Source organism: Planktotalea sp., assembly GCF_018607995.1.
Classification (GTDB): domain Bacteria; phylum Pseudomonadota; class Alphaproteobacteria; order Rhodobacterales; family Rhodobacteraceae; genus Planktotalea.
The window spans coordinates 191,844-216,037 of the sequence record NZ_JABBAL010000015.1 but is presented as its reverse complement, the minus strand read 5'-3'; the positions used below and the strand labels follow the sequence as shown (position 1 = coordinate 216,037).

Genomic DNA, 24,194 nt, shown 5'->3' with positions numbered 1-24,194 from the left:
GTTTTTTTTGGGTCCTTTCGACACCGGTGATGATATTGGGTTTTGGGATCGCGTCGTCTTTTGGTCCATCTCGATCAGCGTCGTTCGCGTCTTTATGGAATTCTGTATCACCGCAGCTATCGAGAGCCGTTGGTTGCGCACAATCCCATCGCTCTTTCAGGTTGCCACAGGCTCGGCAATCGGCAGCGTACCAGGAACGGCATTTGTGGTCACTTTGAACAAAGTGTTCCGGCCAGACCATTTGATTGATGCGGTCTTTCCAGCGCTCTCACTGCAAGTCACAATAATGGCCATTTTGATCGCAGGCCTTGCCCATCTTGTGGCCTCTCGCGGCGGAACATCCGCATCGGAAGAACCAAGCGAGGCAACCCTCGAAGATGTGCCCCCGATAGCGCTTCAAACCGCACGGCTCGCGCAGCGCCTGCCAACTCGTTTGCGCGAGGGCCAGATCATTTCCATGTCCATGCAGGATCACTAAGTGAACGTCACAACCACCTTGGGAAGCGAGATGATCCTGATGCGCATGGCCGATGCGATTGATCTGCTAGATGGCATCGCAGGTGTTCAAACCCACCGCTCTCATTGGGCCGCGCAGGCCCATTCAACGGGCTGACCCGCGTTGCACGGCGCCATACACTTCCGCTGTCTGATGGCGGCTCGATCCCCGTGAGCAGCAGTCACAGAAATGCGTTCGAGCAGATGTTGAACGAAAAGGGGCAGGCCTACGCCTGCCCCTTAATTAAGAAACAGCCCAATTCACATGTTCGGATAATTTGGCCCGTCGCCCCCTTGAGGTGTGACCCATGTGATATTCTGGCTTGGATCCTTGATGTCGCAAGTCTTACAATGCACGCAGTTCTGGAAGTTGATGACAAACTTCTCGTCAACGACTTCGTAAACGCCAGCAGGGCAATAGCGTTGAGCAGGCTCCGCATATTTCGGCATGTTGATAGACATCGGGACAGACGGATCAGTCAGCTGTAGATGCGCTGGCTGGCTTTCTTCATGGTTAGTAAAGCTGAACGCGACATTAGTAAGGCGATCAAAGCTGAGCGTGCCGTCCGGCTTTGGATAATCAATCGGTTCATGCTTGCTTGCGTCTTCAGTAGACTCAGCGTCCGTCTTGCCATGCTTCAAAGTCCCGAATGGCGAGACCTTGAAGATCGTTTGGAACCACATATCAAAACCGCCAAACGCCATACCACCCAGCGGGCCAAAGCGTGCATTCAAAGGCGCAACATTGCGCACTTTCTTTAGATCCTGACCGACAACGCCCTCTTTCAAGGACGCCGTGTAATCCTCGAGCGTATCGCCAGAGCGCCCTGCTTCAATCGCCGCAAACGCCGCTTCCGCAGCTTCAATTCCAGAATGCATTGCGTTGTGATTGCCCTTGATGCGCGGCAAATTCACAAGCCCTGCAGAACACCCAAGCAACGCGCCCCCGGGGAAGGCTACTTCTGGAATCGACTGGAAGCCGCCCTTCGTCACCGCACGCGCACCATAAGAAATCCGCTTACCGCCTTTCAGCAGCTCCGCAACTTTTGGGTGATGCTTGAAGCGCTGGAACTCCATGTAGGGGAACATGTAGGGGTTTTTGTAATTCAGATCGATGATGTATCCGACGTAAACCTGATTGTTATCGAGGTGATAGATAAACGAACCGCCACCATTCTTGAAACCAACAGGCCAGCCCAATGTGTGGGTCACTTCGCCCTCATTGTGCTTTTCGGGATCGACTTCCCAGATTTCCTTCATGCCGATGCCGAACTTGGCAACGTCACAGCAGGAATCCAATTTGAACTTCTCGATCACTTCTTTGCTGAGCGATCCCCGCACGCCTTCAGACAGGAACACGTACTTACCACTCAAAACCATGCCAGGCTCATAAGATGGGCTGGGGGTGCCATCGGCGTTCTTGCCAAACTCGCCCGCGACAACACCGCTGAGTTCGCCGTTTTCACCGTAGATGAGTTCGGAACAAGCCATGCCAGGAAAAATTTCCACACCCAATGCTTCAGCCTGCTCGGCCATCCAGCGGCATACGTTGCCCATGGAAACGATGTAGTTTCCGTGGTTGTTCATCAAAGGCGGCAAGATGAAGTTAGGAATACGGATATGGCCCGCTTCACCCAACATGTAAAAATTGTCTTCTTTGACAGGCACATTCAACGGCGCGCCTTTTTCGTTCCAATCTGGGAACAAACGGCTCAAACCTGATGGATCCAGAACTGCACCAGACAGAATATGTGCACCAACTTCGGAGCCCTTTTCAAGAACAACGACCTCCAGATCGGCGTTCAATTGCTTCAGACGGATCGCCGCGGACAGGCCCGCAGGGCCAGCGCCCACGATCACAACGTCGTACTCCATCGCTTCGCGTTCGACTTCGGACATGATGGCTCCTCTCGTGAGCATGAAATAAAGTTGCGCTGAGGCCTAGCAAGCCATGCCTAATGTGGTCAATCGCAACGACGCGTAAATCGCTTCGAAAGGTGCGAAAAACCATACTCGACGCACGAATGCGAACTGAACTGCATCATTGCTTGCAATTCCCCATACGCTCGGGGCACTCTCAGACTTGAAAAGAGTAAGGTCCACAGCGCCGGCACGTCCGGTGCTTTTTTGTGTATCAAGAGCGTAGAGAACGGCGGGGTTGCCCATGGAAAAGATACCGATGACCAAATCGGGACACACAGCGGTTGAAGTTGAGTTAAAAAACCTCAAAACCGTTGAACGCCCCGCAATTATTGCGGCCATCGCAGAGGCGCGTGAACACGGCGATTTGTCTGAGAACGCCGAATATCATTCAGCGCGCGAGAAACACAGCTTCATCGAAGGCCGTGTGAAGTTGCTAGAAGGCATTTTGTCCTTGGCCGCTGTCATTGATCCCGCGACGCTGAACGGCACGATCAAGTTTGGCGCAACGATCACCTTGGTGGACGAAGACACCGACGAAGAAAAGACTTGGCAGATTGTGGGCGAGCACGAGGCGAATGTGGAGGCCGGATTGCTCAATATTAAATCCCCGATCGCGCGCGCTTTGATCGGTAAAGACGAAGGTGATAGCGTAGAGGTGCGCACCCCCGGTGGCAGCAAGTCCTATGAAGTGCTAAAGATCGAATATATCTAGACCAACGCCAAATTAAGCGCGGAAGAAGTGAGCATGGCTGACGGCTCTGACGGAAAATCAACCCCTTTGGGCATCTACGACCGCCCTGGCAAATTCCCGATCACGGAGATCGAGATGATTGCGATTGCGCTCAGCCTTGTGTGGTTGTTGGGCGCTGCGATCTTTTTCATCATGCTCCCGAGCGAAGCCGCGCCCGAGGGCACCGGCAGCTTGCATTTCTTGATGACAATGCTTGCGATCTTAATGCCCGTTGCGATGATTTGGGTGGCTGCGACTGCGGCGCGGTCCAGCCGTTTGATGCGTGAGGAAAGTCAGCGTTTACAAGCCGCTATCGAGGGTATTCACCAAGCCTACGTTGCGCAAAACCAAGGCCGTAACATGGCCGCGGAACCCTCTGTGGTCCGCAAGCTCGATGAAATTGCCGCTGCGCAGCGCAAGACCGAAACGACCCTCGCAACCTTCTCAACCAAGCGCGATACATCCCCTGTTCGTAAGCCTGCACCCATCGAGCCAGCCAGCGCAGACCCATCCGAGCAACCCAGCCTCGCGCTTGGCACGCAAGCCGCCGAGATGGAGCCGCCGCTTGAGCGCGAAGCACTTATACGCGCCTTGAACTTCCCCGAAAACGCGGAAGACAAAGCTGGCTTTGATGCGCTGCGCAAAGCGTTGAAAGACCGCAAAGCTGCGCAATTGATCCAAGCCGCGCAGGACGTTCTAACCCTGCTTAGCCAAGACGGAATTTACATGGACGACCTGCGCCCCGATGCGGCGCGCCCTGAAGTTTGGCGTAGTTTTGCTGCAGGCGAACGCGGTCGCGCAATTGCCGCTCTTGGAGGGATCAGAGATCGCTCTTCTCTCGCACTATCTGCCGCGCGAATGAAGCAAGACACGATCTTTCGCGATGCTGCACACCACTTTCTGCGCCGCTTTGATAAAAGCTTTTCAGAGTTTGAAGAAATCGCATCGGATTCCGAAATCGCAGCCCTGTCTGGAACACGCACTGCACGCGCTTTCATGCTTTTGGGCCGCGTTGCAGGCACGTTTGACTAAGCTGGTTTCGCTGTAAATTCGGTCAGAGATAGGGTGTTGCCGCAAGGATCTTTGAACCAAGCGATCTTGTTGCCATCAGGCGTCGTCCATATTCCCAATGCGTCCTGATCCATCTGCCCAAACGTCAGAAACTCAACATCTTTGGAAATTAGATTTCTGATATCTTCTAAAACATCAATGACTTCCCAACCATGTACCGTATGTGCGGTCGGAACCAGATCCGCAACAATCTGAACACGCAGCGTATTTTCGCCGTCTTTGAAAACCAAGGCGAAAGGCGATGTTTCGACCAGATCAAGACCAAGGATATCACGATAAAAGACCGTCGCCGCTTCAGGCTGTTGTGCCGCCACAAATGAGACGGGTTTGCGGGTTTGCATCCTCTCGCACCTCCTTCAAAACAGATCGTAAGGAATGTAGCGCACAAGCGTGTCTTGCGTGATTTCAACGTTGCCATCGGGCAGCTCGACCAAACCCTCAGCCCAGCTTAATCCACTGATCCGGCCAGAACCTTCGGACGCGAACGTTTCCACACGCCCTTCACGGATACGCGCGCGCAAGAATTCACGGCGCCCTGCCTTTTTACGTTTTTCAAAAGCGGCGGGCACCATAAACCCTTGCCGTTCTGTCCAGCCCGCGCCTGCTAAGGCATTCAAAGCAGGCCGCGCGAAAATCAAGGTGCAAACCAGTGCAGCGACAGGATTCCCCGGCAATCCGAACACAGGCACCCCGCCCCACATGCCCAGCGCCAAGGGTCGTCCTGGTTTCAATGCAATGCGCCACATCGCGAGCGAACCGGTCTCTTGCAAAAGCGCGGACATGTGATCTTCATCCCCCGCAGACGCCCCACCGGATGTCAGGATCGCGTCACAGGATTGTGCAGCCTCATCCAGCATATCGGACAAAACCACGCGCGTGTCGGGGGCTTTGCCAAGATCAATCGCCTCAAAACCCCAACGGCGCAATTGAGCAAGCAACATGGGACGGTTCGCATCATAGATCTGACCAGCTTCAGCAATCTCGCCTGCCTCGACCAGCTCGTCCCCCGTGGACAAAACGCCAACCTTGAGTGTGCGAAACACTTGCACCTGCGCCACGCCAACCGCGCTGAGCAGCGCTGTGTCTGCAGGCGTTAAACGGCGACCTGTGTGCAAGATCGTCTCGCCGCGTTGCACGTCCTCGCCACCTTTGCGTGCATTGCTACCTGCTTTGATCGGACCGTTGAATGCTATAGCTAGCCCATCGCTGTTCATGTCTTCTTCCAGCACGACCGTGTCGACCCCAGCTGGCAGCGCTGCCCCAGTCAAAATACGCAAAGCCGATCCTTGAGGGACAGAGCCAGAAAACGGACCCCCCGCCGCGGCACGACCTTGAACAAGAGGCAGTTCGTAAGGGCCATCGCCTTGCAATGCCGCATGCGCAAAGCCATATCCGTCCACTGCAGAATTTGCGTCCGGCGGATGCGCACGCATAGCAACAACGTCGCGGGCTAGGATCAAATCACAGGCCTCTGACACCGCACAGCCTTGCTCTGGCGCGACGGTCTTGAGTCTGTCGCGCAACATCGACAGCGCTGTGTCCACAGGGGTCCAATCCACCCCCGCAGGCAATGCGAAGCAATCATTAGTGAGCTTGGGTGCGGTGAGTTTAGCCAACCCGCATGCCCAAATCAGCCAATATAAAATCTGCGATCTCACCCGTCGCGTTAAGATCAAACACAGGGCGGTCTACCTCAAGCGCGCAATCGGCTGCGAAAGCGCGCACGGTTTCACCGGCGATCAATGGATTGCCAGTCTCGCTTCGGTGCGCTTCGATCTTAGCGTGTGCGTCACGCTTGTACCCCTCGACCAGAACCAGATCGACAGGCGTGAGCTTGCTGAGCAGCTCTTCTAAGGTCGGCTCATCCTCCTCGCTGAGTTCATGCATCAAGGCAAAGCGATTGCGCGAGGCAAGCAAGACCTCGCGGGCGCCAGCCGCACGGTGGCGATAGCTATCTTTGCCCGCATGATCCACATCAAAGCTATGGTGCGCGTGTTTGACGGTCGACACAGACAAGCCCCGCGCTGTCATCTCGCTGACGAGACGCTCCATCAGGCCGGTTTTGCCTGCATTCTTCCAACCAACAATGCCGTAGATATTCATATAAGCCTCTCTGCGCGCGCAAGATCTTCAGGCGTGTTCACATTGAAAAACGGATCAAACGGCGTGTTTGGAAACATCGCTTCGCGGCCGCCGTGCTGATCGCTCCAAAGCACGACTTTGCGCAAGCCACCATTCAATGCGGCACGTAAATCATCGCGCAACGCGACGGGCCAAAGCCCAAACGTCGGATGCCTATTGCGCCCGCACTCGCTATCCGGTGTCGCCGCGAGGACCAAAGGATGCCCCATTCCATCCGCTTCAAATATCAGGCGCGGTACGAGATCACAAGGAAAGAAAGGCGTATCAGCGGCCGCTGTCACAATGGTGTCCGCACCTAGCGTTGCCGCCCAATCAAGCCCCGCCAGAACCCCCGCCAAAGGACCGACGAACCCCTCAATACTATCGGGCAGAACAGACAACCCTGTATCAGCGAAACGCGCCGCATCACCATTCGCGTTCAGCGCAATGCCGGCGACCTGCGGCTCCAAACGCTCGATCACGTGATCAAGCAGACTGCGCCCATCAAGCATCAAACGCCCTTTGTCACCACCACCCATGCGCCGTGCCTGTCCGCCTGCAAGAATTACGCCAAGAGGTTGTTTCATGAAGCTTTCCGTCCACTCTTCTTCGGCTCATCTTTAACGTTGGCGAGGTCCGCATCCCAGACAATACGCTCCGCGCCCGCCAAGCATTGAAACCGCTTGCCGCGCATGCGCCCTATCAAAGTCAGCCCAACTTGCTGCGCCAATTCAACGCCCCAAGCCGTAAAACCTGAGCGCGAGACAAGCGCAGGGATCCCCATATGCGCGCATTTGATCACCATTTCAGACGTCAAACGGCCTGTCGTATAAAGGATCTTGTCGCCCGCACGCGCACTGTTTTGCATCATCCAACCCGAGACTTTATCAACCGCATTATGCCGACCCACATCTTCCATATACACCAATGGCTGATCTTTCGCGCACAACACGGTTCCATGGATCGCACCCGCACTCAGATACAACGATGGCGTTGTATTTATCTGCGCCGCAAGCGCGTAAAGCCAGCTCGTGCGCAGCTTCGCTTCGGGCAAACGCAGACCGTCCAGCCCTTCCATCATATCACCAAACACAGTGCCAACCGCACAACCCGACGTGCGCGTCTTCTTCTTAAGTTTTTCTTCGTGATTGGTCGCGTGCTCTGTGCGCACAACAACGACGGCCAGCTCGTCGTCATAATCAATCCGCGTGACCGCACCGGCCCCTTCAAGCATCCCTTGATTGCGTAAAAATCCAAGCGCTAGGTATTCAGGATAATCTCCAATAGTCATTGCTGTGACGATTTCTTGCGCGTTCAGATAGATTGTCAAAGGACGCTCTTCGACCACATCCTGCTCAATCGCAGCGCCGGATTGATCTACACCGACAACGCGCCGCGTCAAAGAAATCCGCGTCATATCTGGGGCAATGATGTAACCTGTCACGTCGTGGTCTCTCCCATTCGCAGCAGTGCATTGATTGCAAAACCGCCCGCCTCAAGATAGCTGCATCTGGCGCGCACAATGTAAAGGCAGCTAATGACATCCACTAGCGTCAAATCAGCCTACAAACAGGGATTTCGCGACGGTGCACCGTTTATTCTGGTGATCGTCCCGTTTTCGATGCTCTTTGGCGTGCTCGCAACCGAGGCGGGCCTCAGCATTTTCGAGACACTCTCCTTCTCCGTGGTCGTTATCGCGGGGGCAGCTCAATTCACGGCGCTGCAATTGATGGGGGAAGATGCGCCGACCTTGGTTGTGCTGGCCTCCGCGTTGGCTGTGAACTTGCGCATGGCGATGTATTCCGCCTCCCTGAGCCCGCATATTGGTGGCGCGCCGCTCTGGCAACGCGCGATTGCGGCCTATTGCACGGTTGATCAAAGCTATGCGGTCTCAATAACCAAATACGAGCTTACCCCAGAGATGAGCCCTCGTGAAAAGATATTCTATTTCTTTGGTACGGTCACACCTGTGATCCCGATGTGGTGGATTTTCACATTAGTTGGCGCATTGATCGGGGAGACGATACCAGCTTCTCTTGCGCTCGACTTCGCGGTGCCCATAACGTTCCTGGCGATCGTTGCGCCTGCGTTGCGCACCCGCGCGCATGTGGGTGCAGCGATCACCGCTGCAATCCTGTCGCTCATGTTCTTCACGATCCCCTATAACCTCGGCATCTTGCTTGCAGGGATCGGTGGCATGATGGTCGGTGCGCAAATCGAAGCACGCAGAGAGGCCTCCCAATGATCGACAGAACCGAACTTTGGATTGTTATCATCTGTCTCGGTATCGGCAGCTTCGCACTGCGCTTCGCCTTTACAGGCCTCGTGGGGGATCGCGAACTGCCTGATTGGCTGATGCGCCACCTACGCTACACAGCCGTGGGCATCTTACCCGCGATCATTGCCCCCGCTGTGCTTTGGCCTGCAGCAACGGGTGGCAATTACGATCTCCCACGCATATGCGCGGCCATCGTCACGCTCGCACTTGGCCTTATTTGGAAAAACGTCGTCGGTGCGATCTTGGGCGGTATCGCCACACTCTACACACTGCAATACCTACTGTCTTAAACCCCTTCTTCGGTCCCTAAGCACCTCGGGGGTTTGGGGGCTGGCCCCCAAGACTTAAGCTGCTCCTAAACGAGCCTAAGCCACCAAAGTTTCAGCGCTCTTCAGATCGACAGACACAAGCTGGCTTACTCCCTGCTCTCCCATGGTCACACCAAACAAGCGATCCATCCGCGCCATGGTCACGGCGTGGTGCGTGATGATCAAGAACCGCGTATCGGTGCGGCGACACATCTCGTCCAGCAAATCACAGAAGCGCGTGACGTTCGCATCATCCAATGGCGCGTCAACCTCGTCGAGTACACAGATCGGCGCAGGATTTGCCAAGAATACTGCGAAAATCAACGCCATTGCAGTCAAAGTTTGCTCGCCGCCCGACAATAGCGACAGGGTCGACAGTTTCTTACCGGGTGGCTGACACATGATCTCCAGACCAGCCTCAAGCGGATCATCGCTTTCGACCAGAACCAAGTTCGCTTCACCCCCACCAAACAAATGCGTAAACAAGAGCGAGAAGTTGCTATTCACCTGCTCAAATGCCGTCAACAATCGTTCGCGACCTTCGCGGTTCAGGCCGGCAATACCACCGCGCAAAGTCTTGATCGCTTCTTCTAAGTCCGCCTTCTCGCCCACAAGCGTGTCATGCTCAACCTGAACCTCTTTGGCGTCTTCCTCTGCACGCAGATTCACCGCACCCAATGCGTCACGCTGGCGTTTCAAACGGTTCACATCCGCTTCAATCACGCCAGAGGCGGGCATTTTATCGACGTCCACCTCAAGCGTTTCTAGCAGTTCCACAGGGCTCGTTTCCATCTCTTCAGAAATACGTTCGGCAGCATAAACGACGGTCTCGCGCGCTGCATCCGTGCGCGCTTCGGAACGCGCGCGCGCTTCGCGAGCTTCCGAGGCCGCGCGCTCCGCTTCGCGCTCACTTTCAACAGCAGCGCGCAGCTGTGTTTCCGCAGCGGCCAGAGCATCGCCCGCTGCACTGCGTCGCATTTCAGCGGTTGAAATCGCATCACTTAACTCTTCGCGTTTCGCGACAATCTCGGCAGGCGCGGCACTCGCATCGCCCAGATCAACTTCTGATCCGGCTTTGCGCTCCGCCAATTCCGCGATGCGTTTCTCTGCGGTTTCCAAACGGTGCCGCCAGCCGCTGACCTCTTTCGTGACCTCTTGCGAACGTTTCAGACGCGCATCACCTTCGCGACGCAATTCATCATGCTGAGAGCGTCGCGCCATCATCGTGATCCGTGACGCCTCAACAGCCATCTTTACATCTTCCACGCCTGCACGCGCTTCTTCCAAATCGCCAAGACTCGCAACAACTTGCTCGCCCTCGACCACCTGTTTGCGCGCAGCCATAGCGTCTTCTTCATGGCGTGTGACGGCCAAACCAAGGCTTTCCAACTTACCTTCCGCAAGATTGCGATCCGCTTCCGCACGACTCAAAGCGCGCGCAGCATCATTGACCAAACGATCCGCATCCTTGCGTGCCTCACGCGCATCACGGTCTGCGCCAGTCAACTCTGCCAAGCGATTTGTCAGCGTTTCATGGGCGCGCTGCGCTGCTTCCACACGCGACGTAGCGCGCTCCATTTCCTGTTTGAGAACTTCCAAACGGTTGAGTTGTTCAAGGCGTAAAGCCGCAGCAGAGGGCGCATCTTCAGCCCATGCGCGATAGCCGTCCCAACGCCACAAATCCCCCTCAAGCGACACAAGTCTCTGACCAGGCTTCAGCTGAGCCTGCAAGCGCTGGCCGTCATCTGCATCAACCAAGCCAATCTGGCTTGCACGACGCTCTAGTACATCCGGCACAGACACGTGCCGCGCCAAAGATGTCACGCCTTCAGGCAAATGTTGGCGATCCTCATAGCTTGGCAAAATACGCCAACCTGAGGGACCATCACTCTCCACTTCAGGGGCGCGTAAATCATCCGCCAAAGCCGCGCCCAGCGCTTTCTCAAAGCCCTGTTCTACTTGCAGGCGATCCAAAATCTGACCGCCTTCTGCCGTGTCGCGCTCGAGCAGCTTTGCCAAGGCCGTGACCTCCGCGCGCAGCGCGTTGGCTTCGCCCTCGGCCTCAGATCGCTCCGCGCGTGCGTCCGCCTCGCGCGCTTGCGTTTCAGTACGCGCAACTTCCGCCGCAGCCAGCGCCGCTTCCGCGCGCTCTGCCGTTGCAATCGCGTCTTTCTCTTTGCCCGCCGCCGTCTGCATATCGCTTTCAGCTTGACCCAACGCAGTGCGCGAGGCTTCAACCGCGACACGCGCGCGATCTGCTTCGCCTTCGCTGCGTTCCAGCATTTTCCGGCTATCGGTCAAAACGCGGTAGGCCGATTGATGGCGCGCAGCCAAACGCGCCACATCTTCTGTGCGCTCGGACAGATCCGCTTCGCGATCTTGCAAAATCGCAGCGGCAGAGCGCGCTTCCTCAGCGGCAGCCTCGAGGCGGTCCTCATGCCCCTCAGAGGCTTTACTCAATTCGCGCGCTTCCCATTCCAAACGCTCAATCGTTTCGCCCGCATCGCGGTTTAGTGAGCCTTCCCGCTCCATGTCTTTATCAAGCTGCACGATCCTGTTTTTCAACGTCTCAATCGTTTGCAAGGCGCGGGCTTCGTCGTCATTTAACGTATCGCGCTGAACCTGCAAACGCTGCAAAATCGCAGCGGACACAGCTTCTTCTTCGCGTAAAGGTGGCAAGAGACCTTCCGCCTCCAAACGTGCTTTCGCAGCTTGACGCGCAGCACTTTCAGCCTGTGCCGCAGCCGTGGTGCGACCACGCAATTCTTCTTCGGCCTGCAAACGCGCGTCATCCGCTTCACGCCAACGACGATAAAGCAACATGCCCTCCGCTTGACGCAACTCATCCCCGATCGCGCGATACCGCGACGCCTGCCGCGCTTGACGGGCGAGCTGGCTCATTTGCGATGCCAATTGTTCAATCACATCATCAACGCGGGCAAGGTTGGTTTCTGCCCCTTTCAACTTCAGCTCCGCCTCGTGACGGCGTTGATAGAGGCCCGAGATACCCGCCGCTTCCTCAAGAATACGACGACGGTTCTTAGGTTTGGCGTTGATCAGTTCGGCAATCTGGCCCTGCCGAACCAACGCAGGGGAATGCGCACCGGTTGAGGCATCCGCAAACAACATCTGCACATCGCGCGCACGCACATCTTTACCGTTGGTTTTATAGGCACTACCCACATCGCGGGTGATGCGTCGAACCACGTCCAAAGTGTCGAGATCATTGAACCCCGCAGGTGCGAGCCGCTCGGAGTTATCTATCTGTAAACTCACCTCCGCGAAGTTGCGCGCAGGTCGCGTGGCTGCACCTGCGAAGATCACATCCTCCATCCCGCCGCCGCGCATCGCGGTAGGGCGGTTTTCGCCCATCACCCAGCGCAACGCTTCAAGAAGGTTGGATTTGCCACAGCCATTCGGGCCAACGACACCTGTCAAACCATCCGCAATGATGAGATCCGTGGGGTCCACGAAACTCTTAAAGCCTTGCAGTTTGAGTTTTGAAAAGCGCACGTCTGCTGCTCTCGCCGTTGATTCTTTGGTGCCTGACTTTGAACAGAGGAACGGCACGAGTCAACGCGACGCCCCTTTATATGCACTTCAAATCGGACTTATCCACAAGATATTGCGTTTTGAGGCGGATTTCCGCGCGGACCAGCAGTTCGCTAAACTCCTACGCGATGTCGCTATCGACCTTGACGGCTGGGGCGATTCAGGGCCATCTGAACCCATGCATGGTACCCGATTAGTGACGCAAAGCGTCTACGGGTCAAATGGGAATGCGGAAATGGGGGATCCAATCAGGGACCCAAAGCCGCAGCCGCCCCCGCGACTGTAAGCGGCGAGCGTTTGGCACCAAGTCACTGGATCGCAAGATCTGGGAAGACGCCAAAATGCTTCGACCCGCGAGCCAGGAGACCAGCCTTGCATGTGAATGACCACATATGCCGTCGGGTGTGACGGCACGAAGGAGAAGACTATGACGACGAATGCAGCAACAATTGAACGCTCTGACAGCTCTGCAATGGGCCTCGCAATCGCAATGCTTGCAGGTGTGTTTTTGCTAATGGCATCTGGCATTGCTCAAGCAACAGTATTGCACGACGCGGCGCACGATCAGCGTCACGCGATGGCATTTCCCTGCCACTAAGCGCAGCGCTCTAACCAGCCAATGACAAAAAATTTGCTGACCAGCGCAGTGCTCGCTGGCGTTGCCGCAGGGCTGATTGCCGCTCTGTTGCAATTCACGTTTGTGATCTCTCATTTGATGGAGGGTGAGCTTTATGAAACAGGTGAGCGCATTCATTTCGCTACCGACGGTTCGACCCAGTCTGATCGTATTCAGCCCTCCATTGGCACAGATTTTGCGCGCCACGGAATGACGCTTGCGTTTAACATGATTACCTACACGGGCTACGGGCTAATCCTGCTCGCGCTGATGGTTTTTGCCAATGGCAAAGGCCACGGCATTACGCCACGCATCGGCCTTATCTGGGGCGTCGCTGGCTTTGTCGCCGTACAGCTTGCGCCTGGTATTGGCCAACCGCCCGGGCTTCCAGGTACAATCGGATCCGAAGTGGGCCCTCGTCAAGCATGGTGGGCGATGACGATTATCGTAACAGCAATCGCGCTGGCTTTAATCGCGTTCAGCAAAAGGTGGACAGCCCTTCTGAGCGTGCCCCTATTGCTCGCCCCTCACCTCATCGGCGCGCCTTACTTGGACACATATTTCGGCGTGGCACCGCCAGAGCTTTCTGCACGTTTCGCAGCACTCAGCTTCGGAACTGCTCTCGCGGGTTGGTCCAGCCTTGGTTTCCTGTGCGCATGGTTCTGGACAAAGGCCGATGCAGCCTAGCGCGCTAGCGCGGCACACGCGCCGTCAGGCAGTGCCGCAAACGACCCGCAGGGCGGGCATCTTCAATGGTGCCCCCTTGCAGAACCCGATACAGCTCTATCAATGCCAAGGTAGCGTCCAAATCCTGTGCGGGATCGACGGAATGAAACAAATAAATGTCCTTTCCCTCTTCACGCAACGCCAAGGAGATAGGCGTATCGCACTGGTTCATGCACGACGTCGTTTCAACAGAAACATCATCGCCCACGCGTTGACGCAAATCTTGCGCAAATGCTTCCCCTTGCGGAGCCTCGCCCGCAGCGGCACATGTATCGCAAATAATGACGCGGGTCATATCTCGCACTTTTTCGTCCAATCGGAGACCTCACATGCCTGCTAAAATTCCTGCCACTGTCATCACTGGTTTTCTCGGCGCAGGCAAGACTACGCTGATCCGTCACATGCTCGAAAATGCCGAAGGCAAGCGCATTGCGCTTATCATAAATGAATTCGGCGACCTTGGCGTAGATGGCGACATCCTCAAAGGGTGCGGTGATGATACTTGCACAGAAGATGACATCATGGAGCTGTCCAACGGCTGCATCTGTTGCACCGTCGCGGATGATTTCGTCCCCACCATGGAAAAGCTTCTCGCCCGCGAGAATAAGCCAGATCACATCGTGATCGAAACCTCTGGTCTCGCTCTGCCGCAACCTCTCATCCGCGCGTTCAATTGGCCAGAGATTTCCACACAAGTCACTGTAGATGGCGTTGTAACTGTGGTTGATGGCAAAGCCGTGTCTGAGGGGCGTTTCGCCCATAACGTTGCGGCCGTCGATGCCCAGCGCAAAATGGACGAGAACCTTGATCACGAGACACCGCTGTCCGAGCTGTTCGAGGATCAAATCGCCTGTGCGGATATGATAGTCGTCAACAAGTCCGATCTCTTGGGCGCAGAGGCATCTGATGCCCTCGCCAAGCAACTCAAATCCGAGAGCCGCGATGGCGTGCAGGTCGTCAAAGCCTCCATGGGTGCTTTGCCTGTTGATGTTCTGCTCGGCAAAGGCATCGGCGCAGAAGGTGACATGGAAGCGCGCCACGAAGTACATCACCACCATCATGATCACGACGACGAGCATTACGATGATGATCATCATGACGATCACCACCATCATCACGATCACGACGCTTTCGAGAGTTTCGTCGTCGAGCGCGGTGAAATCGCCGATGCCACTACTTTTGCAGAACAAGTCGCCGATGTGATCCGCACCCATGATATTTTACGTCTCAAAGGCTTCGCCGCGGTGAGCGGCAAACCCATGCGTCTTACGTTGCAAGCCGTTGGTCCACGTGTCGACACCTATTTTGACAAGCCTTTCGGCACTGATCCTCGCATCACGCGTCTCGTTGTGATTGGTCAGGCTGGCCTCGATCATGCAGCAATTTCAGCAGCTCTAATAGCATCATGATCGTCGTTGAGCCCACATCCCCACGCGCCTCTGGCACGCAAGATTTGCTGGAAATGAGCCACGCACTGATGCTGTCGCTCTTCTCCCCTAAGTCCTGCCATTTCTTGGACTTAGACGCGCTAGAGGCCGACAACATCCACTTGTTCGCCGCGCGTGAGGGCCAAGAAACTCTGGGCACAGGCGCGCTGGCAATCAAAGACGGTTACGGTGAAGTGAAATCGATGTTCACGCTTGAAGCCGCGCGCGGCAAAGGTGTCGCCGCCGCACTCCTGCGCCAAATTGAAGACTCAGCACGAGAGCACAATCTCACCGCACTCAAGCTCGAAACGGGGGACACGCTCCACGCAGCCCACCGTCTTTACGAACGTAACGGCTTCACATTCTGCGGATCTTTCGGAGACTACGTTGAAGCCCCCGAAAGCCTGTTCATGGAAAAAACGCTCACGGGTTCGACCCCGTGAACTTATGCCTTATCAGCCGCGTTCTTCTTTATTTGCTCAAGCATCTCTTCCTTGGTCAAACGTTTCTTACCGCGCGCACGACGCGGCGCATGGCCCTTATGATCGTCATGTTTGTTGTACGTATTCGTGCCGAATTTCGGCGCATCTGGGTTCTTCGTGTTCATCAAATTTTCCTCATAGCTTGCCCCCCAATGCACCAAGCGCGACACGCGCACAACTCGTAAGGCCACACCATGCACCTGCTCGCCGCTACCCCCGGTTCCATAGATGATGGCAAAGAGCCCGTTGATCTCGGCCAGACCCCAGCGGATGTGGTGATCATTTCGGCGGCTGACTCAGAACTCGCAGCGCTTTCAGATGCGCGCGGCCAGCTCGAAAACCCATCAACACTCCGCCTTGCGTCGATGATGCACTTGATGCACCCAATGTCAGTTGATCTGCACATCGCCGAATGCGCATCCAAGTCAAAACTCGTCATCGCGCGCGTGCTAGGCGGCGTCGGATATTGGAAATATGGCGCAGAGCAATACGCGGCCCAACTCCATACCGCATGCGTTCCGCTCGCCCTTCTCCCAGGCGATGATAAACCCGACGAAGAACTGCGCCGCCTCAGCACAGTCAGCGATGCAGACTACGATGCACTCTGGGCCTACTGCGTCGAAGGCGGCCCAGACAACGCGCAAAACCTCCTCCGCTACGCCAAATCCATGCTCGATAACTCAGAGAAACCCAGCGCCGCAGCCCCACTCCTGCGCGCGGGCGTCTATTGGCCGGGCGCGGGTATCTCCAATCTCGACGCAGCGCAATCTGCGTGGACCAAAGACGCGCCCATTGTTCCCATCATTTTCTACCGCGCCCTTGTCCAAGGCGCGGGCCTGCACCCGATCAACCGCCTCACCAAAGCGCTAACGAAAGCAGGTTTGAACCCGCTCCCGCTTTTTGTGGCTTCCCTCAAAGATCCTGTCAGCGTCGCCACACTCGAACAAGTCTTCACCACCGCACCACCTAGCGTGATCCTCAACTGCACCAGCTTCGCCGTCGGCTCACCCCATTCAGGCGACAACGCACCGAGCAACCCGCTCACCATGCCTGCCGCCAACAACGCACCGATCTTTCAAGCCGTACTCGCAGGCTCAACCGAAGAGGCGTGGGCGGGCGGTCTCACAGGTCTTTCCGCGCGCGACATCGCGATGAACGTGGCACTACCCGAAGTCGATGGACGCATTCTGTCGCGCGCGATCTCCTTCAAAGGAGAGGCCTATTTCGACGACGCAACCGAGTGCCCCATAGCGACCTATCGCGCGCAAGGAGATCGTATTGCATTCGTGGCAAAGCTCACCGCAAATTGGGCCAGGCTCCGCAAAACGTCCTTTGAAAACCGCCAAGTCGCATTGGTCCTCGCCAACTACCCCAACAAAGACGGTCGTCTCGCCAATGGCGTCGGGCTCGACACCCCCCAAGCGACGGTTAACACACTGCACGCTCTCGCCGATGCGGGCTACACTGTTGAAGATGCGCCGAGCGATAGCGACGTGCTGATGAGTACAATAATGTCCGGTCCCACCAATTGGCTTACGGATCGCGCTGAGAAGTCTGGCGGCGAAACACTGCCGCTCGATATTTACAAACACCACTTCAACGCGCTGCCCTTCGATGCCCGCGAACAAATCACCACACGCTGGGGCGCACCAGAGGAGGATCCTTTCTTCACCGGCAAGGGCTTCAAGCTCTCCATCTTCACCTATGGCAACGCAGTCGTTGGCGTGCAGCCCGCGCGCGGCTACAATATTGATCCGACGGACACATACCATTCCCCCGATCTTGCTCCGCCGCATAACTATCTCGCCTTTTACATCTGGCTGCGTCACGTCCAAGGTGCGCATGCGATTGTACATATGGGCAAACACGGCAACCTCGAATGGCTCCCCGGAAAAGCCATCACGCTGTCTGAAAGTTGCATGCCCGAGGCCGTCTTTGGCCCAACGCCGCACATCTATCCCTTCATCGTGAACGACCCGGGCGAAGGCACCCAAGCCAAACGTCGCGCGCAGGCTGTGATAATCGACCACCTCACCCCACCACTGGGGCGCGCTGAAACATATGGCCCCCTGAAAGACCTCGAAGCGCTGGTAGACGAATACTACGAAGCCGCTGGCGTCGATCCGCGCCGCATTGAGTACTTGCGCCGCGAAATCCTGAGCATGACCTCCAGTACAGGCCTCGACAAAGACGCGGGGCTTTCGGGAGAGGATGAAGATAGCGATCTGGCCAAGCTAGACTCCTATCTATGTGAATTGAAAGAAGCGCAAATCAGGGACGGATTGCATATCTTCGGCAGCTCGCCAGTGAATGACTTGGAACGCGATTTGGCGATTGCTTTGGTTCGTGTCCCACGCGGCACAGGCGTGCATGGCGATGCGTCGTTGATCCGTGCTTTAGCCAGCGATTGCGACGTTGATATTGATCCGCTCGATTGCGAGATGGGGCAGGCTTACAGGGGCCCGCGTCACGCGATGCTGGAAGCCATTAGCACTGACACATGGCGTTCAAATGGGGACACGGTTGAGCGCCTAGAACTGCTCGCGATGGAGGCGATCAACTGGCAAAAAAAGCCTGAGAAATTCATCGAAACCGCCCCTGTTCTAGACGAGCTTCACAAGACCGTTCTCCCCAATCTACGTACGTGTGGCCCTTCCGAAATGAACGGTCTTTTGACCGCACTCGACGGAAAATTCGTCCCGCCCGCTCCGTCCGGCGCACCAACCAGAGGTCGCCTTGATGTACTCCCAACAGGGCGCAATTTCTTCTCCGTCGATAGTCGCGCAGTGCCGACACCAACCGCTTGGGCCCTCGGGTGGAAATCAGCCAATCTGCTGATTGAAAAGCACCTACAAACCCATGGGGATTGGCCGCGCACGATGCTGCTGACTGCTTGGGGCACGGCCAACATGCGCACGGGTGGCGACGACATCGCGCAAGCGCTCGCACTTATGGGCGTAAAACCAAAATGGGACAGTGCCAATCGCCGTGTGACGGGTTTCGAAGTCCTGCCCGAAGGCGTGCTTGGTCGCCCTCGCGTGGATGTCACACTGCGCATTTCCGGCTTTTTCCGCGATGCGTTTCCACAGTTGATCTCGCTCGTTGATAGCGCCGCCAAAGCTGTCATGGCGCTGGATGAGTCTGAAGCTCAAAACCCCGCCGCCGCACGCGCCAAGCGAGAGGGCAACACGTCACGCGTCTTCGGTTCCAAACCGGGAGCATATGGTGCAGGGTTGCAAGCGATGATCGACGAACGCCTTTGGGCCGACAAATCCGACCTCGCCGAAGCCTACCTCGAATGGGGTGGCTACGCTTATGGCGCGGGTGTTGAAGGCAAGCGCGATCGCGCGGGGTTTGAAACACGCCTCAAGCAAACCGAAGCGATTGTGCAAAACCAAGACAACCGCGAGCATGACATACTCGATAGCGACGACTACTATCAGTTCGAAGGCGGCGCTGCTGCAGCCGTTTCAACACTGCAAGGCCATGATCGCCCAATTTATCACAACGACCATTCGCGCCCCGAACGCCCAGTTATCCGCACGCTCGACGAAGAAATCGGTCGCGTTGTGCGTTCACGCGTGGTGAACCCAAAATGGATCGACGGCGTCAAGCGCCACAGCTACAAAGGCGCGTTTGAGATGGCGGCGACGGTCGATTACCTCTTCGCCTTTTCCGCGACGACAGGCGCAGTAAAAAACCATCACTTTGATCTGGTCGAAAGCGCATTCTTAGAAGACGACGACACCCGCGAGTTTATTGCGGAGCACAATGCGCCTGCGCTGCTCGAAATGGCGCAGCGTTTCCAAGAGGCGATAGATCGCGGGCTTTGGACTCCCAAATCCAACTCCGCCCGCGCGCGCATCTCTGGATTGCTGGAGCAATGATCGCGCATGTCGCCCTTTTACTTTCGCTCCAATTGGTTGGCGAAGTTATCACACGCGCGCTTGGCTTGCCCATCCCCGGACCTGTTCTGGGCATGGCGCTTTTGCTTGCTCTGCTGTTCGCGCGCCCAACACTGGTCGATAAAATCGCACCGACAACCACTGAATTACTCAAACATATCAGTCTCTTATTCGTACCAGCAGGGGTTGGCATCATCATGCATCTAGACCGCCTCGCCGAGTCGGGATTGGGCCTGATCGCAGCCCTCATCCTTAGCACATGGGCGGCACTGATCGTGGGCGCATGGACTTTCATTGGCCTCGCAAAACTCAGCGGGAGCAAGCCATGACAGAACTACCCAACATTTGGAGCTACCTTAGCTCTGAACCGCTCGCTTGGCTGACTGCGACGCTCATCGCTTATCTCATCGGCGATTGGTGCGCGCAAAAGACAGGGCGCGGGCCGCTGGCCAATCCTGTGCTGATCGCAGTGATCCTGCTCGGCACGGTCTTGGTGCTGACAGACACCCCCTATCAACCCTATTTCGAGGGCGCGCAATTCGTACATTTCATGCTTGGCCCTGTGACTGTCGCCCTTGCTGTTCCCCTCTATCAGAACCGCACTTTGGTGCGCAAAAGCTTGCTTCCCATGGCAGGTGCACTGCTTGCCGGCTCGTTGACCGCAATCCTGAGCGCCCTGTTTGTTGCCAAAGCGATGGGTGTCAGCGGCGCTGAACTCATTTCCCTCGCGCCCAAAAGCACCACCGCCCCTGTCGCCATCGGCATCGCTGAAAACATGGGGGGACTTCCGACTTTGACCGCAGTTCTTGTCATCCTCACCGGTATCATCGGCGCAATTACAGTTACCCCCCTTATGAATGCGATGCGCATTACAGATTGGCGCGCACGCGGCTTTGCTGTGGGCGTCGCAGCGCATGGCATCGGCACTGCGCGCGCCTTTCATGTGAACCAAACCGCGGGCACATTCGCAGGCATTGGCATGGGCCTCAACGCCCTTCTCACCGCGCTGATAACACCCTATATCTTAATAAACATTTGAGGAGGCACCCCATGAGCGATTCAGAACGCCACGCAATAAAGATGGCCAAAAAGAAAGCCGCGCGCGATAAAATCATGGCCACGAAGACCGATGAAAAGGGTCTGATCGTCATTCATACGGGCAAGGGGAAGGGCAAAAGTTCAGCCGCTTTTGGGATGATCTTCCGCCACATCGCCCATGATATGCAATGCGCCGTGGTGCAGTTCATCAAAGGTGGGATGAGCACGGGCGAGCGTGATCTGATCCTCGGAAAATTCAGCGATATCTGTAGCTTCCACACGATGGGCGAAGGTTTCACCTGGGAAACCCAAGACCGTGATCGAGATACCGAAATGGCGCAAGCCGCTTGGGAAAAAGCCAAAGAGCTGATCCGCGACGAGAGCAACAAAATGGTGCTGCTCGACGAAATCAACATCGCGCTGCGCTATGATTATATCGACGTGAACGATGTGGTGACGTTCTTGGTGGAGGAAAAACCGCCGATGACCCACGTGGTGATGACGGGCCGCAATGCCAAGGATGACCTGATCGAGATCGCCGATTTGGTGACCGAAATGGAACTGGTGAAGCATCCGTTTAGGTCAGGCGTTAAGGCGCAGATTGGGGTGGAGTTTTAAATTAAAAAATATAGATAAAAGTGAGACAGTGATAGCTCGGATTCTATACGTGGTAATGGATTTCGGCCGTCAAAGCTCAGCTTTTGAGTTTAGCGAAATTGAACTTTCTTCGGATTTTTCTACTTACCGAGTAGTATGCTGCGACTGGTTAATTGACGAGGGCAGAGTCCGAGCGTCACAACATGCAAAGTATGCAAACGGGACTTCTAAACTACTCAACCCAGTTTTATCCGCATACGGCATTTCACTTTTAGGCACTAACCTTGGCCCCGTTGAGGATCCCAAATCGCTTGGTGATGCTACAGGCGAAGTTTCCAAACTCAAAGATAATACTCAGAGTTGGGAGACATGTTCGGCGGAGTTCTCGGTGGAATGATAAAGTTTCTAGGTTCCAAGAAAATTTTTCTATTATAGCCGTCAAGCCTGAGACACTTCCTGACGCGCGCCTTTCAAATCCTGAAACGTCGAGCTGATGAAACCCTGATACTGCTTTTCCATATCACTTGTCCTCAAATCAATTTGCTCCAAGATGTACATAACCTCAAGCAGAGACAAGGAACCAGATATGCCCAAAACCCGCCTCCTCACAGAATTCGGTCAAGGCGCGTCCTTGCGCCGCCGAGACTACACACAAGCCGCGAAACGCGCGTTGCAAGATGCGCTTTGGCACAATTCCATCAACCTTGCGGAACTCTTCGGTAAGGAGAAAGAAGCGATGCTGGTCGACGTCGAAGTCGGCGTGCAACAGCCATCTCAACTCGATACAAACGCACTCAAAAGCATCTTCCCTTACGGTCAGATAACCATCAACGCCACAAAGGGTGGCCTTGACGTCCCCCGCCCTGACGGCAATCCGACAGTCATCGCCACAGTGGCGATCAACGTGTCCCTCGATCTGGAGCCAACAGCATGAATGATCAACGCTTCATCATCGAAATGGGCTCCGGCAACGATCAATACGGGATGGATTACACCAAGGCCGCCGCTCGCGCGATCGAGGATGCGATCCGCCACTCAAGTATCCCCATGCTCGCCGCGCGCGGCATCCCGCATCAAGACATGCGCGTGCAGGTAACTATTGGCGTGCAAGAACCGGACAAGCTCGACACGGAGGCACTTAAAGCCGCTCTCCCGCGCGGCACCACAACAATCACAGCAACCCATGGCGGTCTCAACGTCGCGAACCGCAACACTGACAGCACAATCGTCATTGCCACCGCCGCTGTCGAAGCTTTCCTTCCAAAGCAAACATAAACTTCATCTTTCCAAATAAACTTCGGGGGTGCGGGGGCTGGCCCCCGTTCCAAGCTTGCCGCAAAGCGTTACTGGTCATATAAATTGACCAATCAGCAAGAAAGCGCCCCATGCCGTTTCGCCCCGTCGAGCCCGAAAAACTCTCCACTGCGGTCATTCGCCAGATCGAGGATCTGATCCTACGCGGCATTCTGCGCCCCGGCGAACGGCTCCCGTCCGAGCGTGAACTGTCCGAACGCCTCTCTGTGTCACGACCCTCTCTGCGCGACGCAATTGCCAGCTTGCAAAACGACGGCCTCCTGGCCAGTAAAGCAGGCGCTGGCGTTTTCGTCGCAGATGTCTTGGGATCCGCATTCTCACCGGCCCTAACCAGCCTTTTCGCACGCCATGATGATGCGGTGTTCGACTACCTGTCGTTCCGGCGTGACATGGAAGGGCTCGCGGCAGAACGTGCTGCCAAGCTCGGCTCTCAAACGGATCTGGATGTCATCAATACCGTTTTTCAAAAGATGCAAGCTGCGCATGACAAAAACGCGCCTGAGGAAGAAGCGCAGCTGGATGCGAACTTCCATCTTGCGATCATCGAAGCGAGCCATAACGTCATCATGCTGCACATGATGCGCTCTATGTATCAGCTCTTGCGGGAAGGCGTGTTTTACAATCGCCAAGTGATGTTCAAACAACGTATGACCCGCGACGCACTTTTGGAACAACACGCAAAGATCAATGATGCGCTTCAGGCCCGCGATCCTATCAACGCGCGCGCCGCCATCGTCACGCATTTAAGCTTTGTTGAGAGCGCATTGCGCGATGATGTAAAAGCGCAGGCCAATGAGTTGATCGCGCAGCAACGCTATGAACATGAAAAAACGAGAGGTCGCAAATGAAAGTCGCAATCGTCACAGGGGCCGCGCGCGGCATTGGACTGGCAACGACACAGCAATTCCTCGCCAAAGGTTGGCGTGTCGCGATGGTGGATTGGGATGGCGATGAGCTCGCGTTAAGCGCGAAGAGCCTCGAAAACGTGATCACGCTCACCTACGACATTTCCCAAACCCAAGACGTTGCTCGCATCGTGTCGCAAACCCTCGATACTTTCGGCCAAATTGATGCGCTAGTGAACAACGCAGGCATCGCGGATTTTGGCCCGATTGAGCAAACCGATTTTGAGCGCTGGCGCAAGGTCATGTCGATCAATCTCGATGGCACCTTTCTTATGTCAGAGGCCGCGACAGAGGCGTTAAAGAAAACCAAAGGCGCGATTGTGAACATCGGGTCCATCTCTGGCCTACGCGCCTCGACCCTACGGGTGGCCTATGGCACATCCAAAGCCGCGGTAATCCATCTCACCAAACAACAGGCTGCGGAGCTTGGCGAATACGGTATCCGCGCCAATTGCGTCTGCCCCGGCCCCGTGCGCACCAAATTGGCCATGGCTGTGCACACACAGGATATAATCGACAGCTACCATGACGCAATTCCACTCAATCGATACGGATCAGAGGACGAAATCGCATCCGTCATCACCTTCCTCTGCTCATCCGAAGCAAGCTATGTCACAGGCCAGATAATCGCATCCGACGGCGGGTTTGAGAGCACGGGCGTCGGCCTACCAGCACTGCGCACATGATTATCCGCCCAGAAACTCCC

27 protein-coding genes and 1 riboswitch are annotated in these 24,194 nt (G+C 55.9%); of the genes, 18 read left to right on the top strand and 9 right to left on the bottom strand.

What is annotated here, in order from left to right; all coding sequences use genetic code 11:
• Window positions 1–7 precede the first annotated feature (7 nt).
• Both QZ280_RS05090 and QZ280_RS05085 read left to right on the top strand, forming a co-directional pair.
• Window positions 8–478, top strand: a complete 471-nt coding sequence (locus QZ280_RS05090) for a hypothetical protein (protein WP_293441495.1) — start codon at window positions 8–10, stop codon at window positions 476–478.
• Window positions 479–613, top strand: a complete 135-nt coding sequence (locus QZ280_RS05085) for a hypothetical protein (protein ID WP_293441494.1) — start codon at window positions 479–481, stop codon at window positions 611–613.
• Window positions 614–756: 143 nt separating this feature from the next.
• Here the strand turns inward: QZ280_RS05085 and QZ280_RS05080 are convergent, their stop codons facing one another.
• A complete protein-coding gene (locus QZ280_RS05080; RefSeq protein WP_293441493.1) occupies window positions 757–2,394 on the bottom strand; it encodes an electron transfer flavoprotein-ubiquinone oxidoreductase in 1,638 nt (545 codons plus the stop codon).
• A gap of 265 nt (window positions 2,395–2,659) precedes the next feature.
• Between QZ280_RS05080 and greA the strand changes: the two genes are divergently transcribed.
• A complete protein-coding gene (greA, locus tag QZ280_RS05075; protein ID WP_293441492.1) occupies window positions 2,660–3,130 on the top strand; it encodes a transcription elongation factor GreA in 471 nt (156 codons plus the stop codon).
• Between the two features lie 33 nt (window positions 3,131–3,163).
• The gene (locus QZ280_RS05070) at window positions 3,164–4,180 is read left to right on the top strand and encodes a hypothetical protein (protein WP_293441491.1); all 1,017 of its coding nucleotides are present in this window, start codon (window positions 3,164–3,166) and stop codon (window positions 4,178–4,180) included.
• Here QZ280_RS05070 and QZ280_RS05065 read toward each other — a convergent pair.
• From QZ280_RS05065 to QZ280_RS05045, 5 genes are read right to left on the bottom strand one after another with little or no spacing between them, the layout of a single operon-like run.
• Complete coding sequence (locus tag QZ280_RS05065) at window positions 4,177–4,560, bottom strand: VOC family protein (RefSeq protein ID WP_293441490.1); 384 nt, start codon at window positions 4,558–4,560, stop codon at window positions 4,177–4,179. The genes QZ280_RS05070 and QZ280_RS05065 overlap by 4 nt on opposite strands.
• Window positions 4,561–4,575: 15 nt before the next feature.
• The gene (glp, locus tag QZ280_RS05060) at window positions 4,576–5,835 is read right to left on the bottom strand and encodes a gephyrin-like molybdotransferase Glp (RefSeq protein WP_293441489.1); all 1,260 of its coding nucleotides are present in this window, start codon (window positions 5,833–5,835) and stop codon (window positions 4,576–4,578) included.
• Window positions 5,828–6,322, bottom strand: coding sequence for a molybdopterin-guanine dinucleotide biosynthesis protein B (gene mobB, locus QZ280_RS05055; RefSeq protein ID WP_293441488.1), 495 nt, complete (start codon window positions 6,320–6,322; stop codon window positions 5,828–5,830). Before mobB ends, glp begins: the two co-directional genes overlap by 8 nt.
• On the bottom strand, window positions 6,319–6,927 hold the full coding sequence (mobA, locus tag QZ280_RS05050) for a molybdenum cofactor guanylyltransferase MobA (protein WP_293441487.1): 609 nt from the start codon (window positions 6,925–6,927) through the stop codon (window positions 6,319–6,321). Before mobA ends, mobB begins: the two co-directional genes overlap by 4 nt.
• Window positions 6,924–7,757 carry a formate dehydrogenase accessory sulfurtransferase FdhD gene (locus tag QZ280_RS05045; protein ID WP_293441691.1) on the bottom strand — a complete coding sequence of 278 codons (834 nt, stop codon included), beginning with the start codon at window positions 7,755–7,757 and terminating at the stop codon, window positions 6,924–6,926. Before QZ280_RS05045 ends, mobA begins: the two co-directional genes overlap by 4 nt.
• 120 nt (window positions 7,758–7,877) lie before the next feature.
• Here QZ280_RS05045 and QZ280_RS05040 point away from each other — a divergent pair, with 120 nt between their 5' ends.
• Both QZ280_RS05040 and QZ280_RS05035 read left to right on the top strand, forming a co-directional pair.
• On the top strand, window positions 7,878–8,585 hold the full coding sequence (locus QZ280_RS05040; RefSeq protein ID WP_293441486.1) for an AzlC family ABC transporter permease: 708 nt from the start codon (window positions 7,878–7,880) through the stop codon (window positions 8,583–8,585).
• The gene (locus tag QZ280_RS05035) at window positions 8,582–8,908 is read left to right on the top strand and encodes an AzlD domain-containing protein (protein ID WP_293441485.1); all 327 of its coding nucleotides are present in this window, start codon (window positions 8,582–8,584) and stop codon (window positions 8,906–8,908) included. The genes QZ280_RS05040 and QZ280_RS05035 overlap by 4 nt, the downstream gene beginning before the upstream one ends.
• Before the next feature lie 75 nt (window positions 8,909–8,983).
• On the opposite strand, the gene smc is transcribed toward QZ280_RS05035, so the two are convergent.
• On the bottom strand, window positions 8,984–12,439 hold the full coding sequence (gene smc / locus QZ280_RS05030; protein WP_293441484.1) for a chromosome segregation protein SMC: 3,456 nt from the start codon (window positions 12,437–12,439) through the stop codon (window positions 8,984–8,986).
• Between the two features lie 205 nt (window positions 12,440–12,644).
• A riboswitch (cobalamin riboswitch) is annotated at window positions 12,645–12,868 on the top strand.
• 37 nt (window positions 12,869–12,905) lie between these two features.
• Here smc and QZ280_RS05025 point away from each other — a divergent pair.
• Together QZ280_RS05025 and QZ280_RS05020 are read left to right on the top strand one after the other, a co-directional pair.
• Window positions 12,906–13,076: a CbtB domain-containing protein gene (locus QZ280_RS05025; protein WP_293441483.1), complete on the top strand. Its 171-nt coding sequence runs from the start codon at window positions 12,906–12,908 to the stop codon at window positions 13,074–13,076.
• 33 nt (window positions 13,077–13,109) lie between these two features.
• Window positions 13,110–13,781 (top strand): CbtA family protein, encoded by a 672-nt coding sequence (locus QZ280_RS05020; protein WP_293441482.1) that lies wholly within the window; start codon window positions 13,110–13,112, stop codon window positions 13,779–13,781.
• A gap of 4 nt (window positions 13,782–13,785) precedes the next feature.
• Here the strand turns inward: QZ280_RS05020 and QZ280_RS05015 are convergent, their stop codons facing one another.
• Complete coding sequence (locus tag QZ280_RS05015; RefSeq protein WP_293441481.1) at window positions 13,786–14,115, bottom strand: DUF1636 family protein; 330 nt, start codon at window positions 14,113–14,115, stop codon at window positions 13,786–13,788.
• A 34-nt stretch (window positions 14,116–14,149) separates the two neighbouring features.
• On the opposite strand from QZ280_RS05015, the gene cobW reads away from it, so the two are divergent.
• Both cobW and QZ280_RS05005 read left to right on the top strand, forming a co-directional pair.
• Window positions 14,150–15,229, top strand: coding sequence for a cobalamin biosynthesis protein CobW (cobW, locus tag QZ280_RS05010; protein ID WP_293441480.1), 1,080 nt, complete (start codon window positions 14,150–14,152; stop codon window positions 15,227–15,229).
• Window positions 15,226–15,690 (top strand): GNAT family N-acetyltransferase, encoded by a 465-nt coding sequence (locus QZ280_RS05005; protein ID WP_293441479.1) that lies wholly within the window; start codon window positions 15,226–15,228, stop codon window positions 15,688–15,690. Before cobW ends, QZ280_RS05005 begins: the two co-directional genes overlap by 4 nt.
• 2 nt (window positions 15,691–15,692) lie before the next feature.
• On the opposite strand, the gene QZ280_RS05000 is transcribed toward QZ280_RS05005, so the two are convergent.
• Window positions 15,693–15,920 (bottom strand): hypothetical protein, encoded by a 228-nt coding sequence (locus tag QZ280_RS05000; RefSeq protein WP_293441478.1) that lies wholly within the window; start codon window positions 15,918–15,920, stop codon window positions 15,693–15,695.
• Between the two features lie 3 nt (window positions 15,921–15,923).
• Here QZ280_RS05000 and cobN point away from each other — a divergent pair, with 3 nt between their 5' ends.
• The 8 genes from cobN (at window position 15,924) to QZ280_RS04960 (ending at window position 24,174) form a co-directional block, all read left to right on the top strand.
• Window positions 15,924–19,616, top strand: coding sequence for a cobaltochelatase subunit CobN (gene cobN, locus QZ280_RS04995; protein WP_293441477.1), 3,693 nt, complete (start codon window positions 15,924–15,926; stop codon window positions 19,614–19,616).
• Window positions 19,613–19,963, top strand: coding sequence for a CidA/LrgA family protein (locus tag QZ280_RS04990; protein WP_293441475.1), 351 nt, complete (start codon window positions 19,613–19,615; stop codon window positions 19,961–19,963). The genes cobN and QZ280_RS04990 overlap by 4 nt, the downstream gene beginning before the upstream one ends.
• Complete coding sequence (locus tag QZ280_RS04985) at window positions 19,960–20,673, top strand: LrgB family protein (protein WP_293441474.1); 714 nt, start codon at window positions 19,960–19,962, stop codon at window positions 20,671–20,673. Before QZ280_RS04990 ends, QZ280_RS04985 begins: the two co-directional genes overlap by 4 nt.
• Window positions 20,674–20,684: 11 nt before the next feature.
• A complete protein-coding gene (gene cobO / locus QZ280_RS04980) occupies window positions 20,685–21,290 on the top strand; it encodes a cob(I)yrinic acid a,c-diamide adenosyltransferase (RefSeq protein WP_293441473.1) in 606 nt (201 codons plus the stop codon).
• 565 nt (window positions 21,291–21,855) lie between these two features.
• Window positions 21,856–22,203 (top strand): Lin0512 family protein, encoded by a 348-nt coding sequence (locus tag QZ280_RS04975; protein ID WP_293441471.1) that lies wholly within the window; start codon window positions 21,856–21,858, stop codon window positions 22,201–22,203.
• Window positions 22,200–22,544 (top strand): Lin0512 family protein, encoded by a 345-nt coding sequence (locus QZ280_RS04970; protein ID WP_293441469.1) that lies wholly within the window; start codon window positions 22,200–22,202, stop codon window positions 22,542–22,544. Before QZ280_RS04975 ends, QZ280_RS04970 begins: the two co-directional genes overlap by 4 nt.
• 110 nt (window positions 22,545–22,654) lie before the next feature.
• Window positions 22,655–23,431, top strand: coding sequence for a FadR/GntR family transcriptional regulator (locus QZ280_RS04965; protein WP_293441467.1), 777 nt, complete (start codon window positions 22,655–22,657; stop codon window positions 23,429–23,431).
• Window positions 23,428–24,174 (top strand): SDR family oxidoreductase, encoded by a 747-nt coding sequence (locus QZ280_RS04960; protein WP_293441466.1) that lies wholly within the window; start codon window positions 23,428–23,430, stop codon window positions 24,172–24,174. The genes QZ280_RS04965 and QZ280_RS04960 overlap by 4 nt, the downstream gene beginning before the upstream one ends.
• The last annotated feature ends 20 nt before the right edge of the window (window positions 24,175–24,194 follow it).